Raw genomic sequence first — 15,389 nt, forward strand, 5'->3', positions numbered from 1 at the left:
GCAATGTCGGTGAGTCAGCGTTCGCGGCAGACACTCAATGGTCCAGCGAAGGCAGCAGCGCTGCTCGTCGCGCTTGGGCCGGATCTCTCTGCCAAAGTGCTGCAGCACTTACGTGAGCACGAGATCGAGGCTCTCACCGTCAAAGTCGCGAGCATGGAACGCCTCACAGACGAAGAAGTCAACGCGGTCATTCATGAGGCGCATGAGTTAGCCTTAGCCCACCGCTACGTTGCAACCGGCGGCGTCGACTACGCCCGTGAGCTGTTAGCGAAGGCGCTAGGGCCAGAGCGGGCCATGGCGCTGCTCGAGCGCGTGGTGACCATGCACCCACCTGCACCATTCGAGTTCTTGCGCAAGTCTGATCCGCGGCAAATGGCCATGTTCTTGCAAAATGAGCATCCACAGACGATTGCCCTGATCCTTTCCCACCTGCCTCCGGTACAAGCTGCCGCGGTACTTACCAACCTCGGCGAGGACCTGCAAGCCGAGGTTGCGCGACGGATTGCCACAATGGATCGCACCCCACCGGAAATTATCAACCGGGTTGAAGAGATCATGCGCCGCCGTCTCTCTTCGCTGATCACGCAAGATACCCGCAGTGTCGGCGGCACCAGCCATCTTGTCGCTATCCTCAGCACTGTTGACCGTAGCACGGAGAAACACATTCTGGAACGCCTGACGGAAACCGATCCTGAGCTCGCCGAAGAAGTACGCAAGCTCATGTTCACCTTCGACGACCTCATCCTGCTCGATGACCGCTCACTCCAGCGCGTGCTGCGTGAAGTCGATATGCGCGATCTGGCGATGGCACTCAAAGCTGCGCGCGACGACCTCAAGGAGCACATCTTCAGCAATATGTCAGCCCGGGCAGCTGAGTTGCTCCGCGAAGAGATCAGCTACTTGGGCCCAGTGCGAATTCGCGCTGTCGAAGAGGCGCAGCAACGCATCGTTAGCATTGTGCGTCGGCTCGAAGAGGCCGAGGAAATTGTCATTGCGCGCGGGGAGGAGCGGCTCCTTGGCTAAGCGTGTGCTGAAACACTGGCGCCCAGAAGCGCAGGCCTACATCGTACAGCCGCAGCCCTCGGCCCACGATCAGGCCGCGGCAGTGAGCCTGCTGCAGCAGGCTCACGAGACTGCTGCCGCAATCATCGCGCAAGCACACCAAGAAGCCGCGGCGATTCGTGCTGCAGCTGAGCAGGAGCGGCAAGCTGCATGGGATGCCCTGCTCGCGCAAGCACGCGCACTAGCCAGCCAGGAAGCTGCGCAGCAACTCACAGCGGAGATTGAGCAGACCATTGGCCGATTTCGCACGATTGTCGAACGGGCATGCCTTCGTGAAGACGAGTTGCGGCGCGCCTGTCAGCACGAGCTCGTCCATCTCGCGCTCGCGATCGCCGAAGCCGTTATCCGCCGCGAAATTCGGCATGATCCGACTATCCTGCAACGGCTGGTGGAAGCAGCCGTCGCACGCGCACCGCGGGTGCCATTAACTCAGCTCTTTGTCCATCCGAGCGATGTCGCTGCGATCACGCCATGGATACGAGAAATCTGGGGCGAACAGCCGCCCATCGAAATCATCCCAGACGCCCATGTCGATCCCGGAAGCTGTGTGTTGGGCACCCAGACTGGCTTTGTCGACGCACGGATTCGCACGCAGCTTGAGACGATCCGGCAGGCATTGCTTGAAGAGGTCGACAGCGATGACGCAGTACCCTAACGATTGTCCAATTGACACCTTGCTTACTCGGCTGCGCACGCTCGACCCAATCAGTCGTGCCGGACGAGTGGTGCGTGGCATTGGTCTAACGGTCGAAGCGACTGGGCTCGATCTCGAGATCGGCGACTTGTGCCACATTTTCCCCTCCTTGGCCGAGGAGGGACGGTTGGCCGCGGAAGTCGTCGGCTTTCACAACGAACGAGTCATTCTCATCCCGCTCGCTGAATTGCGAGGTGTGCGGCATGGCAGTCGGGTTGTGCCGGCGCCAGAGTCGTTGACCATTCCAGTCGGCCGGGAGTTGCTCGGCCGCGTTATCGATGGCCTTGGGCGGCCGATCGATGGTCGCGGACCCCTTACCACGCGAGCGCGCGCGAGGCTCAACGGTGCGCCACCGCATCCGCTGCGTCGTCAGCCAGTGCGGCAAGTCATGGCAACCGGTGTGCGAGCGATCGATGCCGCCATCACCTGCGGCTATGGCCAGCGACTCGGTATCTTCGCGGGCTCAGGCGTTGGCAAGAGTACTTTGCTTGGCATGATCAGCCGCAACGCCGACTGCGACGTTCGTGTCATTGCGCTCATCGGCGAGCGGGGGCGCGAGGTACAGGAGTTCATTGAACAGAATCTTGGTCCGGCAGGACTCGAGCACGCTGTCGTCGTTGTGTCGACGTCGGATCAGCCGGCGTTGCTGCGTCTCAAAGCTGCCTGGACTGCCACACACATCGCCGAGTATTTCCGCGACCAAGGCTTACGGGTTGTTCTGTTGATGGATTCGGTAACCCGCCTTGCCATGGCGCAACGGGAGATTGGCCTTGCAGCCGGCGAGCCGCCGACGACACGTGGCTATCCCCCCTCAGTGTTTGCGCTCTTGCCCCGTCTGCTTGAACGCGCTGGCAACAGTGAGCACGGTAGCATCACCGCCTTCTACACGGTGCTCGTCGAGGGCGACGATCTTACCGAACCGGTGACCGACGCTGTGCGGGCGATTCTCGACGGCCATATTGTCCTCTCCCGGCAACTTGCCGATCGCGGCCACTTCCCCTCGATCGACGTGCTCGCAAGCGTCAGCCGTGTCATGACGCAGATCGTCGATCGACAGCACTACGCACTGGCAACTGAACTGCGCGAAGTGCTGGCAACATATGAAAACGCACGAGATCTCGTCGAGATCGGCGCCTACACGCCCGGCTCAAATCCCGCACTTGACCGCGTGTTGCAGCTGATGCCCCAGGTCCGAGCATTTCTCCAACAACGGCCAGATGAGACTGCAACGCTTGCCGAAACGCTCGCACAGCTTGATCAGGTGCTTCATCACGTGCCAGGAGAGGGAGGACAACGATGACGCCGGTTAACCGGCAGCGGCTCCAGCGGCTCCTGCGCCTGCTTGATTATCGGCGCCAGCGCACAACGGAAGCGCAACAGCAACTGGCTGCAGCAACGCATCTGGTACTTAGCTGGGAGGCTCAGCTTGAGCGTCTCGATCAGACGCGATATCTGCTCGGGCGCAATGTTGAACGCACTGGTGGACAGGTGATCGAGCCAGCCCTGCTCGACGCTAGTGCTGTCTATCTCCGCTGGCTGAATGAACAGACTGAGCGTGCCCAGGATCACTTGGCCGTTGCTCAGGTAGAAGAAGCACAAGCGCGCGATCGCCTCCTCACGGAGCGCAAAGAAGAGCGCAAAATCGAACGGCTCTATGACCGTTGGTCACACCTGCTCCATCGTCACATGCAGCAGCGTGAGTTGCAACAACTGGACGAGGCCGCGCTGCAACGCTATCGCGCACAGATCAACCCTGAGGAGGGCGTATGAGCAGTGGCATTGTACTCTCGCCTGATCTGCTCGCCACACTCCCGCCAGGCTTTGGCATCCGTTCTCCCCAACTCGGACCAAGCACTGGCAGCGCAGCGCAATTCTGGGCCCTACTCGCGGCACGCGGTGTCGTCCCGGCAACCGGCATGGCTGTCGGCAGCGGGACAACGGCGGCAAGCGGGACAACCACTGAACAACAACTGCGTGGGAGCTGGCCGGTACATGGCCAAATCACCTCGACGTTCGGCCCCCGCAATCTCCTGCCAGGCGAGCAGGTGCATACCGGCATCGACCTCGCCGTCCCTGTTGGAACGCCGGTACAGGCAACCGCCGATGGTGTTGTCAGTGCTGTTGGTCCGGCGGGGGGCTATGGACTGCGCGTTGAGATTTGTCATCCTGATGGAACAACGACGCTCTATGCCCATCTCCAGGCAGCTCTCGTCCAGCCAGGTCAGGTAGTGCATAAGGGCGATGTTATTGCCCAGTCCGGTAACTCCGGCGCATCCACTGGCCCGCACTTGCACTACGAGATTCGGCGCAACGGTCAGCCGATCGATCCATTGCCGTATCTCCAAGCCACGCCGGTGCCGACCACGACGTCGGTAACTGCAGCAAACGCGCGTCTTGCCGCTATCCCCTATGCCAATCTGATCGCGCAAAGTGCCCAGCGCTATGGCCTCGATCCTGCGTTGCTCGCAGCCGTGATTCAGGTTGAGTCGGGCTTCAGTCCCTTGGCGGTGTCATCGGCGGGTGCTAAGGGGCTCATGCAGCTCATGGACAGCACCGCTGCGGCGCTCGGCGTTACCGACCCCTTTGACCCAGCGCAGAACATCGATGGTGGAGCACGGCTGTTGCAATCGTTGCTCGCACGCTACCAGGGCAACCTCGCCCTCGCACTCGCGGCTTACAACGCCGGGCCGGCAGCTGTCGACGCAGCAGGAGGCGTGCCAAATATAGCCGAGACTCAGGCCTACGTTGCTCGGGTGCTGGCGATCTATCGAGCATGGCAACAAGGAGGCTGATCATGGCAGGACCATTCACAGTCGATCCAATCCCGATCCTAACGCGTACCCTCGATGCCTTGTCACTGCGCCAGGAAGTGGCAGCAAGCAACGTTGCCAATGCCGAAACGCCCGGATTCCAGGCGTCAGCCGTGCGGTTCGAAGACGTACTTCAGCGTGCACTGGCATTGAACCCAGGCGAGTTGCCGCTCGCTCGCACCAACGCGCGACATCTGCTCGCGGGTGGTGTCGATCCCTCACAGGTGCAGCCAGTCGTTGTGGAAGAAACGGGCACGCAAGTGCGTAGTGACGGCAACAACGTCGATGTCGAACGGGAAATGGGGCTGCTCGCGGAGACAACTGTGCGCTACGAGGCCGTCTCGGAAGCATTGGCCCGGCGGCTGGCAATGCTGCGTCTGATTGCCAGTGAAGGACGGAGCTAGACCATGGTCGAGCGTGCAGGATTGGTCTCTTCGCCAGCACCCTCTGCGATGACGTCGCGACAGGGGAGCGCTGGTGAGGGAATATCGAACACTGCCTCACTCTTTGCTGTGCTCCTCGCTTTGTTCGCGCGGCCATCTCAGGCGCCACAGTTGGTTGCCCTCACCGCAGGGCACTTGGGAGCTGAGTCACCTGCTGGCAACTCCACACCAGCCAAACATGACGACGCGTCGGTGTCATCGCACATGCCGCAGGGTCAGCACGCAGCCTCGTTGGCAGCACTGGCCGGGCTGTTCCCGCTAACCCTACCGGCGACGTCTCCAAGTGCTGAACCGCCCCCAGCATCTGACGTAGCAAGCCAAGACATGCTCAACGCCTCCGCAACAGTCGTAGCGCATGCGAACAATTCGGCTGCGCTGGCCTCGGCCACAGCTCCCCTAGCAACGGCAGCACCGTTGCCACAAATACAGGAGCCTGCTGAGATCGCAAGCACGCGCGGGCAACCGAGCATACAGCAACCCGCTGTGGTGCGTGTACTGTCGTCGGGTCAGCCAAGTGCGGCTCCAGTAACCAACCATACTGGCCCTCTTCAAGCTACGGTAACGCCACCCGGGTATACCCTCGCAGAGTTGCCGCAAGCGAATACAGCAGGGGTAGCGACGAGTGCAGGTCATCCTGGGCCGATACCCCTCGTGAATGGGACGCAGGATGAGGTGTCGCGTGGGGCGGTTGCTGTGGCTATGCCCGCGCCTGGGATGGCAACAGCCGAGCCGTCGCACCCGACGGCGACATTAGTGGCCCAGCTGGCTCCCAATGCTCCCGAACACCATGCTGTTACCGCTGCAACTGGACAAGCGCAGGGACAGCCGTCGGCCCAAGCGCATTCGCTGAATGCCGTCGTTGCTCTGGTCGATCATCGTGGGAGTGACGGCATGCATGCGACGGCGGAAGCAGACCATGCAAATGCGCTTCAAGGTGCTGTCACAGCTGTGCATGACGCGGCCGCCCCCCTCGCAGTACTCACTCCAGGACAGTCGCATGGACTGACCAGCCATCACTCGATCGGCGCTACTGGCAACCTATCCCAAGCGCAGCCTGTCGATCAGGCCGTTACCCAGGCATTTGAGCAGGTGCAGCGTGCGCTGGCAAGCGGGCTTCGCGTCGTGCGGGTACGCCTCGAGCCACCATCGCTCGGTGTCATCGATGTGCGCTTGAGCGAGTCAGCGGGTGTGCTGCGCATCTCGTTCGCAACTCCCCACGATGCGGTCCGGGATGCACTGATCCGTGGTCTCGACGATTTGCGTCAATCGCTGGTGGTGCACGGCTTCACTGTGCATCGCATTGAGGTCGCGCCATCACTAACGGCCGACACCAATGGCACGCCGTCGGGAGCGAGCAGTTGGAACAGCTGGTCGGATGCCTCCAGCCAGCGGCAGCACGATGCCTCACCCTGGAATACGAGAGCGAGCTGGCAGCAGAGGTTTCCGGACGAATCCAGCCAACCACTGCTGCCTGAACCGCCAACACGCGATGAGACTCCACGAACCGTCGACTATTGGGCATGAAGGGGGTGGGAACATGAGTGTAAGCGGCACGGCAGCGACAAGCACGAGCAGCAGCGCCGGGCAACCGGCGACAACGGTGCGCTCGCCAACGACAATGCTCGATAAGCAGGCTTTTCTGATGTTGCTCGTCGCCGAGTTGCGGAACCAAGATCCGTTAAATCCAATGCAAGACCGCGACTTTATTGCCCAGCTTGCCCAGCTCAATGCTCTTGAGCAGATGCAACAAGTGAACCAGACACTCGAGACGCTGATCCAGCTGTCAGCAGTGGGACTCGTCGGCAAGTATGTCACCGGCACAGTGCCCGACACCGGCGAACAGGTCGTGGGCACCGTCGAGCGTGTCACGCTCAAGGACGGCAAAGCAGTGTTGCATATCGGTGACAAAGACCTGCCGTTGGATGACGTCGCAAGCGTTGCCGACACTGCTCCAGCAAGCGCCGACCAGCCCAGCTCGTCCACCGAGAACACAGGCGCGGCGGGCATAACGAGCGGGACATCATCAACGACGAACACAAATGGGGCAGCGCCGTCGTCGTAATGCGTGTGTGGAGTGCAAGAGGAAAAGGAGGTAGACCCCCATGATGCGATCGCTCTTCTCAGCAATTTCTGGCCTACGGGCTCACCAGACGTGGATGGACGTGATCGGCAACAATATTGCCAATGTCAACACTACCGGGTTCAAGGAAGGCCGTGTTCGTTTTACCGACGTGCTCTATCAGCTGATCCACGGCGCGGGTGCACCCGGCAATAACCTCGGCGGCATTAACCCCGAGCAGATTGGACTGGGCGCATCAATCGCGGCGATCGACACCATCCAGACACAGGGCGCACTGCAGATGACCGGGAAGCCGACCGATCTTGCGATCCAAGGGGATGGCTTTTTCATCGTGCAGGATGCTTCCGGCAATAAGTTCTACACTCGCGATGGAGCATTCGGGACTGATGCCAATGGTGATCTGGTAAATCCGGCCACAGGTATGCACGTGTTGGATGCAAGTGGCAATACGATCAACATCCCAAACACGATCGTCTCGTTCACCATTGACCAGCAGGGGAACATCGTCGGTGTTGACGCGAACGGCAACCAGCAGCAAATTGCCCAGATCGGCCTTGCTACGTTTGCCAACCCAGCTGGCTTGAGCAAGGTTGGCCAAAACCTCTTCGCCGAAACACCGAACTCCGGTACAGCGAATGCTGGTGCGCCGGGAACGAATGGACGCGGGTTAATCGCAAGCGGCTACCTTGAGATGAGTAACGTCGACCTGGCACAGGAATTCACCAACATGATCCTGGCCCAACGCGGCTTCCAGGCCAACGCGCGCACCATCACAACATCGGACGAGATGTTGCAGGAACTGGTGAATCTCAGACGCTAAATCACGTTGCGGACAACGACGGCCAAAGTGGCTGGGGACAAGGTGAACAGTGGTGCCGAGGGAGGGGCAATGGGCAGCGGGCGAAGCTGGCTGCGAGCAGGCTTGGTTGTGCTGGCACTCATCTTGAGCGGGAGCGGGGCATTCTTAGTCTATACCGGTCAAGCGAGTGGACAGACAACCAGCACGGGCGTCGTGTTCTACGTCCCGCCAACTGTGCCAGCCGCTGGCGCTGTAACACCAACCCCGACCGGTGCAACCAGCTACCCCACGATCCGTGCGGCGATCTCGGCTGCCAACACGACGCCGGGAGATGTCACGATCCAGCTTGGGGCTGGTACCTATCTCCTCGATGCTCCAGGTGCGGGCGACGACACGAACGCAACTGGCGACCTCGACGTCACCAAGCAGGGTGGCACGCTGGCAATCCTCGGCGCAGGATCTGGCAAAACCACTATCCAGTGGGGGAATACGCCAGGCGATCGCATCCTCGATGTACAAACTGGTGCAATTGTCGTCCTGCAAGGCGTAACACTGCAGAACGGCAGTGCACCGGGCAGCAGAGGTACGGCTGACGCCAATGGCGGTTTGGTGCGTAATGCTGGGACACTGAAGCTCAACGACGTCGTCCTGACAGGCGGGCAGGCCCCGAACGGCAGTGGCGGTGCACTTGCCAACACGGGGACGCTCACCATCGGCGATGCTCAGCCGGTCATTGTGTCAGCGAATAGCGCGCAGTCCGGCGGAGGCATTGCGAATAGCGGTGTGCTCTGGATTGCCCAGCTGACCCTCACCGCCAACCAAGCACTGGGCGGCGATGGTGGCGGATTGCTCAGCACAGGCGGAGAAGTCCATAGCAGTGGCCCAGCTTTTGCCGTAACGAACAATACGGCATACGGCAATGGCGGCGGCCTGGCACTCGAGGGTGGACAAGCCTTCCTTGCACAGATGACCATACAAGGCAACCAAGCCGATGAGCAAGGCGGTGGGGTGTGGTTGGGGCAGAGCCTCCAGCAGGCCGAGTTCTACACGGCAACCATCCAGCAGAATCAAGCAAGTGCTGGCGGCGGTCTCGCCGTTGCGGTGAATGGCAGCACGTCGGCCAAACCAGTCAAGCTTTATGCAGTGACGCTGAACGGCAACAGCGCGACCAGCGGCGACGGTGGCGGGGCGCTTGTTCTGCAGGGTGCGGCATTGCAGTTGCTGGCTGGGTCGCAGGTGGTGGCGAACAAAGCGACAGGGGCTGGCCACGGCGGCGGCATCGCCAACCAAGCAGGTGGTACGCTGATCATTGACGGCTCACAAGTGAGTAATAACCCTGCTGGCGTGAGCGTGACCGGTAATACGGCCGGATATGGCGGTGGCATCTGGAGCGCTGGCACACTTTCGCTCGGCCGCGCGCTTGTACAGGGCAATACGGCTATGTCGCAGGGCGGCGGGCTCTGGTTGGGTGGGGATACCAACAGTAAAGCTGTTGTCCAGAGCCATAGCCGCATTACAAGCAATGTAGCAAACGACCTCGGTGGGGGCATCTACCTCGCTGATCAGGCATCGCTCATGCTCAGCGATAGCGCAGTGGATAGCAACGTCGTGCGCAATGGCGCCGGTGGGGGTATCGTGATCGAGCCGAATGCAGTAGCCCAGCTTGACCACAGCACGCTGTGGGGCAATCAAGCTGGCGCGGCTGGCGGTGGGGCCGACGCCCGAGGGACGCTGACCATCGTCAACAGCACCATCGGTGCCAACCGCGGCACAACTCCTGGCGGTGGCGGCATCTTCGTCGAGCCAGGCGGCACCGCAACCCTCGCTTTCAGCACGCTTGCAGCTAACCAAGCGCCAGCTGGCGGGGCAGTCTATACCGCGGTCGGCGGTACGACAATCTTCGGCGGTGGTGTTCTCCTGGCTGATAACACCCCGCAGTCCTGCGGCGGCGCTATGTCCTCAAAAGGCGGCAACCTCGATGATGACGGAAGTTGCCAGCTGAACGGCAAAGGCGATCTTCCCGGGACAGATCCACAGCTCGGCGGCCAGTTGAGTCAAGGCGAGCAGCGGTATTACCTCCTCGCCGCCAGTAGCCCAGCGATCGATGCGGCGTCCAAGTCCTGCCCCAAGGACGACCAACTGCACCAGGTGCGGCCGCAAGGCAAAGGTTGTGACATTGGCGCGATTGAATTCGCCGCGCTGGGCCTAACGCCAACGCCAACTGCGACGGGGACGCCGGTGAGTACCCCAACAAGCACTGTAACACCAGCAGTGCCGACAACAACACCGACCGCGACACCGCAGAGCACGTCGACTGCGACCCCAACGGCGACTGTAATGCCGACGCCAAGCGTGACACCAACGCCAACTGTTCTCACCGTGACACCAATTCCTGGCATTATCGTTGCTCCCCCGAGCGGCATCACGCCAACGCCGACGAGTGGAGTAGCAACTGGGACTCAGCCACAGCCTACGCCGACGATTACGCTGCCGAGTACCGGTCAAGTACTGGGCAATCCTGCCCAAGTACAGCTTGGCTTCGGACTCATCGGGCTAGGGGGCGCAAGTTTCCTTGGTGCGGTCGCCGTGACGGTGGCACCACGACGTCGGGTGCGCTAGCTGCAGCACGGAGCGAGGCATGGCCCGGAGCTGGCTCGCGCAGCTTGCGCTTGGCAGCGTCTTCGCCTGGCTCGTTGGCATGTTCGCCGGCTACGGCGGCGCCCATCTTGCCCATGTCCTCTCGCCTGCCCAAACGCCGACACCGCGGCCAGCAGCTGTGAGCGTGCGCTTGCCAACTCCAACCCCTTCGCAACCAACCGTACCCCCCTCGCCGACACCCAACCGCGGCGTGCCCATTGCCCGTGTGCTCATTCCGGATATCGGCGTCAACGCGCCGGTCGAGACACGCTCGCTCACGCCGCAGCGCGAGATGGAAGCCCCCAGTGGTCCAAGCGTCGTTGCCTGGTATGCCTTCAGTGCGCTGCCAGACAGCGGCGGCAACATCGTCTTAGCGGGTCACGTCGATTATGCTGGTGTTGGTCCAGCGGTCTTTTGGAACCTCTGGAAGCTGCCACTGGGCGCTCCAGTGACCTTGCAACTCGTCGATGGCCGGCTCGTGCACTATCGCGTCAGTGCGCGTTGGGTCGTTGACGAGCACAACGCGCCGGTTGATCAAATTCTTGGAGCTACACCACAGGAAACAGTGACGCTCATCACCTGTGCCGGAAACTATAATCCGGAGACGGGCCGGTATGACCAGCGTTTAATCATCCGTGCTGAACGTGTGGCGCCTACCCGCTCCTAGCGCAGGCCGCTTGCTTCGGGCATGATCTTCTCAGAGCCAGAGGCATGAAGGGGGTGGGCATGGCAGAGGAGACACTGCGACTCGGTTTTATCGGGCTTGACCCGCTCGGGCGCGCCATCGTGCAGCGGCTGCTCGCCCACGGCTATGAGGTGCTCGTTGCCGACCATCGCCGTGAAGTTGTGGAGGCGCTCGAGACCCTGGGTGCGATTGCCCTGCCGACGCCGCTGCTCGTCGCTGAAGAGGTCGATATCTTGCTGACGTTGCTGGACGGCGACACCGCGCTCTTCGAACTCTTCAGTGGGCCAGAAGGCGCGCTTGACCGGCTGCGTCCCGGTGCGATGGTGATCGATTTGACCAGTGCAACGCCGATGACGATGCAACAGCTGGCCGTCGATGCGGCGCTCCGTGGTGTCGCCTTGGTCGACGCTCCGGTCAGTGGTGCACCAGCGAGCGCACTGCGTGGAGAGTTGACGGCGATGGTCGGGGCAACGCCGGAAGTCTTCGAGCGCACGTTGCCGCTCTTGCAGGTGTTTGCGAAGTCGATTTACCGCGTCGGTGATCCGGGGATGGGAAAACTGGTAAAGCTGCTTACCCAGCTCCTCACGGGTGTCTCGCTCGTCGTATTCGGCGAAGCCTTAGCCCTCGCTACGCGCGCTGGCGCAGATCTGGACGCGCTTGCGGACGTGGTGCGTGCGAGCACTGGCGGCTGGCCGCTATGGCATGAGAGCGTCCTTTACCTCCTCGGGCAAACGCCAGCACCTGAGCAGGAATCACTGGCACGCTTGCGTCACGATCTCGAGCGGGTGTTGCGCCTTGGGGCTGACCTAGACTGTCCGGTGCCGCTGAGCGCGCTCGCCTACCAGTTCTCGATCTCATCAGGCGTGCGCAATCCGCACCTTGCACCAGCAGCCGATATTGCACGTGCCGTCGCCCGCTTCGCTGGCGTCCACTTCGCGCGGAGCGCGCGCAGTGAGGTATAGATTGAGCTTATTCGCGTGCCCCCAGGTATGCCGCCTGGACTTTGGGATCACTGGCCAGCTCAGCAGCCGGACCACTCAGGACAATTTGGCCGGTCTCCAGGACATAGCCGCGATGAGCAATCTCCAGCGCCATCCGCGCGTTCTGCTCGACAAGTAAGATCGTCGTCCCCTGGGCATTCAGTTGCTGCAACACATCGAAGATATTCTCGACAACCACTGGCGCGAGCCCCATCGACGGCTCGTCGAGCAGAAGAATGCGCGGCTTGAGCATCAGGGCACGGCCGATGGCTAGCATCTGCTGCTCACCGCCGGAGAGCGTGCCACCGGGCTGGTGCCGCCGTTCGGCAAGACGAGGAAACAGGGTAAAGACTTCGTCCCGCCGCTGCTCGATCGTCGCCCGGTCTCGCACGGTGAAGGCGCCGAGTGCGAGATTCTCCTCAACACTCAGGCGCGGGAAAATGCGGCGACCTTCCGGCACGTGGCCGACGCCAAGCGCGACGACTTCGTGTGGGCGGAGCGCCGTGAGGTCGTGGCCGTCGAGCACAATTCGTCCGGCTCGCGGCCGCTGCAGGCCGGAGATTGCCCGAAGTGTCGTTGTCTTACCGGCACCATTTGCGCCGAGGAGCGTGACGATTTCGCCCGCCTCAACTGTCAGCGAAATCCCCTTCAACGCGTGAATTAAGCCGTAATAGACATGGACATTATCAAGCGTGAGCAGTGGCATCGCCTGCTCCATCGTTCGAAAGCGGCGCAGACGGAGCGCTGAGCCCGGAGGCTGCGCCGCGCCCAAGATACGCCTCAATCACCCGTGGATCACGCTGCACCAGTGCTGGAGGCCCTTCAGCGATTTTCTCGCCGAAGTCCAGCACCGTCACGAGATCCGACAGGTCCATGACAAACTTCATATCGTGCTCAATCAACAGGATGGTCATTCCTCGTTCATCGCGCAAGCGGCGAATCAGCTTTGCCATCTCCGCGGTCTCGTTTGGGTTCATGCCGGCCGTCGGTTCGTCAAGAAGAAGTAGCTTGGGCCGGAGTGCAAGCGCACGAGCGATTTCGAGCCGTCGCTGGTCGCCATAAGGCAGGTTACTGGCAACGACAGCTTCACGGCCACGCAGCCCGACGAAGGCAAGGAGTTCACGCGCTTCGCGCAACGCCGCGGCCTCTGCCTCGCGATAAGCACGCGTGTGGAAGATGGCAGCGAACGCACTGTAGTGAATGTGCGGATGCATACCGATCAGCACATTGTCAAGCGCAGTCAAATAACGGAACAGCCGGATTGTCTGATACGTTCGGGCAATGCCAAGACGAGCGATCTGGTCGGGGCGGAGGCCATCAATGCGCTGGCCCAAGAACCAGACGCCGCCCTCTTCTGGCCGGAGAAAGCCAGTGATGCAGTTAAAGAGCGTGGTCTTCCCCGCGCCGTTGGGGCCGATGACGCTGTGAATCGCTTGCGGGGCAACGGTGAGGTCAATGTTGCGCACAGCGACCAGGCCACCGAAGCGCTTGGTCAGCTGGCGAATGCTGAGGACTGGCTCAGTCGCTGCCATCGGACGCAACTCCTACCACTTCTGCGGCCGTCTGTGCCCGGGCGGCTTCTTCAGCCTCCCGAAGCTCGCGCACCCGCACTTGCTCAGGCCAGAGCCCAGCTGGGCGGAAGAGCATCATCAGGATGAGAACCGCCCCATAAACCAGGAGACGATATTCCTGGAACTCGCGCAACATCTCGGGCAGCCCGACAAGAGCAAGCGCGCCGACGACAACGCCCGGCAAACTGCCCATGCCACCAATGATCAGCAACGCTACGACATTCACTGAGACGAGCAGCTGGAAGCTCGCTGGCACCACTGAACCGACGAGCGATGCGAACAGCGCGCCGCTTAACCCACCGAAGGAGGCGCCAATGCCGAATGCAAGGAGCTTGGCCGTCACACGGTTAATACCCATCGCTTGAGCAACGACCTCATCCTCACGAATCGCTAGCCAAGCGCGCCCAATACGTGAGTCGCGGAGCCGAACTGACAGGAACCACGCGATGGCACAGCCGATAAGGATGAGGTAGTAGAAGTGCTGAGGCTGAGTGAAATGAAAGAGGCCGAGTGATGGCCGGGCAATACGCGTGATGCCTTGGGCGCCACCAACATAAGGCTTCAGCCAGTCAGAGAGGAAGAGCAAGCGGACAATTTCACCAAAGCCCAGCGTCGTGATCGCAAGGTAGTCGCCGCGCATCCGCAAGACAGGTAGACCGATGAGGATGCCAGCGAGCACGGCGAAGATCATGGCAAAGGGCAGCGCTTCCCAGAAGGTAAACGAGAAGCGGCCAAGGTCAGGCGAGGTCAGGACACCCATGGTGTAGGCACCGACGGCGAAGAAAGCGACGTAGCCAAGGTCAAGCAAGCCAGCGAAGCCGAGCACGAGATTGAGGCCAAGCCCCATGAGAATGTAGAGTCCAACAAAGTCGGCAACGTTGCTCAGGAAGAGCTTTGCCCAGAGGGGAAACGTTACCAGGAAAAGCAAGAGGACAACAAGCGCCACGGTACGCTGCACCCGTGTGAATCCGCGTGACTGCGCGGTGGTACGCGATGTCCGCTGCCGGATGCCTTCGCGGATACCAAAGAGCACAAGGAAGAGAATAAACAAGCCGATGGCGCCGGTGAGTGAGAGACCGACAGCGCCGTAGATTGCCTGCCCGATGCTTGGGGGCAAGATCGCAACAATCACGTCGCGAAGGAGTCCGAGGAGTAAGACGATAGCAAGCGAGCTCGTCACCATGCGGCGAGCTGCGGCAGGCAAGAGCGTCAGCGCCCCACCAAGCAATCCAGCCGCCAGCCCCCCAACCAGATCAGCCAGGATGCCAGCAGCGGTTGGCCCGCGCTGAAACGTCAGCGTGTTGGCTAGCTGCGGTGTTGCGGCGATGAAGATTGGGCCGATTTGGACATGGGTGATCAGGAGCGCGAGGAGTGCAGTGCCAATGCCTGCGATCCCGCCCACACCAGTGGCAACGACGAGGCGAACGAGTGGGCTAACCAGCACCCGGGAGGCCAGGTAGCCCATCAGGAACATCGTGCCGAGAATCAGCACCATGCTCACTGTAACAGTGCGCCCAACCAGCGCACGCTGGGCAAACGCCTGAATCATTCCCACGAGGCTTAAATGCCAGAGCACAACCGTAGCGATCAGGCCGAAGAACAGTGTGCGGCGTGCTGCTGCCATGACT

The 15,389-nt window shown here is 61.4% G+C and carries 15 protein-coding genes; 12 read left to right on the top strand and 3 right to left on the bottom strand.

Translation table 11 applies throughout. From position 1 onward, the window contains the following. Positions 1-3 precede the first annotated feature (3 nt). The 12 genes from fliG to N675_RS02275 all read left to right on the top strand — a co-directional run bounded on the left by fliG (position 4) and on the right by N675_RS02275 (position 12,172). Positions 4-1,023, top strand: coding sequence for a flagellar motor switch protein FliG (gene fliG, locus N675_RS02220; RefSeq protein WP_081886772.1), 1,020 nt, complete (start codon positions 4-6; stop codon positions 1,021-1,023). Continuing rightward, a complete protein-coding gene (locus N675_RS02225) occupies positions 1,016-1,717 on the top strand; it encodes a FliH/SctL family protein (protein ID WP_038037661.1) in 702 nt (233 codons plus the stop codon). Before fliG ends, N675_RS02225 begins: the two co-directional genes overlap by 8 nt. Further along, entirely contained in the window at positions 1,701-3,056 is a 1,356-nt protein-coding gene (locus N675_RS02230; protein WP_038037662.1) for a FliI/YscN family ATPase, read from the top strand. The genes N675_RS02225 and N675_RS02230 overlap by 17 nt, the downstream gene beginning before the upstream one ends. Continuing rightward, positions 3,053-3,526, top strand: a complete 474-nt coding sequence (gene fliJ, locus N675_RS02235) for a flagellar export protein FliJ (protein ID WP_038037663.1) — start codon at positions 3,053-3,055, stop codon at positions 3,524-3,526. The genes N675_RS02230 and fliJ overlap by 4 nt, the downstream gene beginning before the upstream one ends. Beyond that, on the top strand, positions 3,523-4,548 hold the full coding sequence (locus N675_RS14810) for a peptidoglycan DD-metalloendopeptidase family protein (protein ID WP_038037664.1): 1,026 nt from the start codon (positions 3,523-3,525) through the stop codon (positions 4,546-4,548). Before fliJ ends, N675_RS14810 begins: the two co-directional genes overlap by 4 nt. Positions 4,549-4,550: 2 nt before the next feature. Next, the gene (gene flgB, locus N675_RS02245) at positions 4,551-4,970 is read left to right on the top strand and encodes a flagellar basal body rod protein FlgB (RefSeq protein WP_038037665.1); all 420 of its coding nucleotides are present in this window, start codon (positions 4,551-4,553) and stop codon (positions 4,968-4,970) included. Positions 4,971-5,492: 522 nt separating this feature from the next. Next, positions 5,493-6,533 (top strand): flagellar hook-length control protein FliK, encoded by a 1,041-nt coding sequence (locus N675_RS02250; RefSeq protein WP_197066253.1) that lies wholly within the window; start codon positions 5,493-5,495, stop codon positions 6,531-6,533. Between the two features lie 13 nt (positions 6,534-6,546). Continuing rightward, positions 6,547-7,071 (top strand): flagellar hook capping FlgD N-terminal domain-containing protein, encoded by a 525-nt coding sequence (locus N675_RS02255; RefSeq protein ID WP_051913873.1) that lies wholly within the window; start codon positions 6,547-6,549, stop codon positions 7,069-7,071. Positions 7,072-7,111: 40 nt separating this feature from the next. Next, entirely contained in the window at positions 7,112-7,909 is a 798-nt protein-coding gene (flgG, locus tag N675_RS02260; protein ID WP_038037667.1) for a flagellar basal body rod protein FlgG, read from the top strand. 69 nt (positions 7,910-7,978) lie between these two features. After that, positions 7,979-10,507: a right-handed parallel beta-helix repeat-containing protein gene (locus N675_RS02265; RefSeq protein WP_038037668.1), complete on the top strand. Its 2,529-nt coding sequence runs from the start codon at positions 7,979-7,981 to the stop codon at positions 10,505-10,507. 19 nt (positions 10,508-10,526) lie between these two features. Continuing rightward, positions 10,527-11,192, top strand: coding sequence for a sortase domain-containing protein (locus tag N675_RS02270; protein WP_038037669.1), 666 nt, complete (start codon positions 10,527-10,529; stop codon positions 11,190-11,192). 59 nt (positions 11,193-11,251) lie between these two features. Further along, positions 11,252-12,172 (top strand): NAD(P)-dependent oxidoreductase, encoded by a 921-nt coding sequence (locus tag N675_RS02275; RefSeq protein ID WP_038037670.1) that lies wholly within the window; start codon positions 11,252-11,254, stop codon positions 12,170-12,172. 7 nt (positions 12,173-12,179) lie between these two features. Here N675_RS02275 and N675_RS02280 read toward each other — a convergent pair whose 3' ends face one another. The 3 genes from N675_RS02280 to N675_RS13405 are packed head-to-tail and all read right to left on the bottom strand — an operon-like array spanning position 12,180 to position 15,385. After that, positions 12,180-12,896, bottom strand: coding sequence for an ABC transporter ATP-binding protein (locus N675_RS02280; RefSeq protein WP_038037671.1), 717 nt, complete (start codon positions 12,894-12,896; stop codon positions 12,180-12,182). Beyond that, complete coding sequence (locus tag N675_RS02285; protein ID WP_051913875.1) at positions 12,877-13,722, bottom strand: ABC transporter ATP-binding protein; 846 nt, start codon at positions 13,720-13,722, stop codon at positions 12,877-12,879. The genes N675_RS02280 and N675_RS02285 overlap by 20 nt, the downstream gene beginning before the upstream one ends. Then, positions 13,709-15,385, bottom strand: coding sequence for a branched-chain amino acid ABC transporter permease (locus N675_RS13405; protein WP_051913877.1), 1,677 nt, complete (start codon positions 15,383-15,385; stop codon positions 13,709-13,711). Before N675_RS13405 ends, N675_RS02285 begins: the two co-directional genes overlap by 14 nt. Between the last annotated feature and the right edge of the window lie 4 nt (positions 15,386-15,389).

The organism is Thermorudis peleae (assembly GCF_000744775.1).
Taxonomy (GTDB): Bacteria; Chloroflexota; Chloroflexia; order Thermomicrobiales; family Thermomicrobiaceae; genus Thermorudis; species Thermorudis peleae.

What these genes read in the sequence shown, in the direction of transcription:
- flgB (WP_038037665.1), top strand. Translation starts at nt 4,551, where the DNA reads ATGGCAGGACCATTCACAGTCGATCCAATCCCGATCCTAACGCGTACC.
- N675_RS14810 (WP_038037664.1), top strand. Translation starts at nt 3,523, where the DNA reads ATGAGCAGTGGCATTGTACTCTCGCCTGATCTGCTCGCCACACTCCCG.
- N675_RS02265 (WP_038037668.1), top strand. Translation starts at nt 7,979, where the DNA reads ATGGGCAGCGGGCGAAGCTGGCTGCGAGCAGGCTTGGTTGTGCTGGCA.
- fliJ (WP_038037663.1), top strand. Translation starts at nt 3,053, where the DNA reads ATGACGCCGGTTAACCGGCAGCGGCTCCAGCGGCTCCTGCGCCTGCTT.
- flgG (WP_038037667.1), top strand. Translation starts at nt 7,112, where the DNA reads ATGATGCGATCGCTCTTCTCAGCAATTTCTGGCCTACGGGCTCACCAG.
- N675_RS02285 (WP_051913875.1), bottom strand. Translation starts at nt 13,722, where the DNA reads ATGGCAGCGACTGAGCCAGTCCTCAGCATTCGCCAGCTGACCAAGCGC.
- N675_RS02255 (WP_051913873.1), top strand. Translation starts at nt 6,547, where the DNA reads ATGAGTGTAAGCGGCACGGCAGCGACAAGCACGAGCAGCAGCGCCGGG.
- fliG (WP_081886772.1), top strand. Translation starts at nt 4, where the DNA reads ATGTCGGTGAGTCAGCGTTCGCGGCAGACACTCAATGGTCCAGCGAAG.
- N675_RS02280 (WP_038037671.1), bottom strand. Translation starts at nt 12,896, where the DNA reads ATGCCACTGCTCACGCTTGATAATGTCCATGTCTATTACGGCTTAATT.
- N675_RS02230 (WP_038037662.1), top strand. Translation starts at nt 1,701, where the DNA reads ATGACGCAGTACCCTAACGATTGTCCAATTGACACCTTGCTTACTCGG.
- N675_RS13405 (WP_051913877.1), bottom strand. Translation starts at nt 15,385, where the DNA reads ATGGCAGCAGCACGCCGCACACTGTTCTTCGGCCTGATCGCTACGGTT.
- N675_RS02275 (WP_038037670.1), top strand. Translation starts at nt 11,252, where the DNA reads ATGGCAGAGGAGACACTGCGACTCGGTTTTATCGGGCTTGACCCGCTC.
- N675_RS02270 (WP_038037669.1), top strand. Translation starts at nt 10,527, where the DNA reads ATGGCCCGGAGCTGGCTCGCGCAGCTTGCGCTTGGCAGCGTCTTCGCC.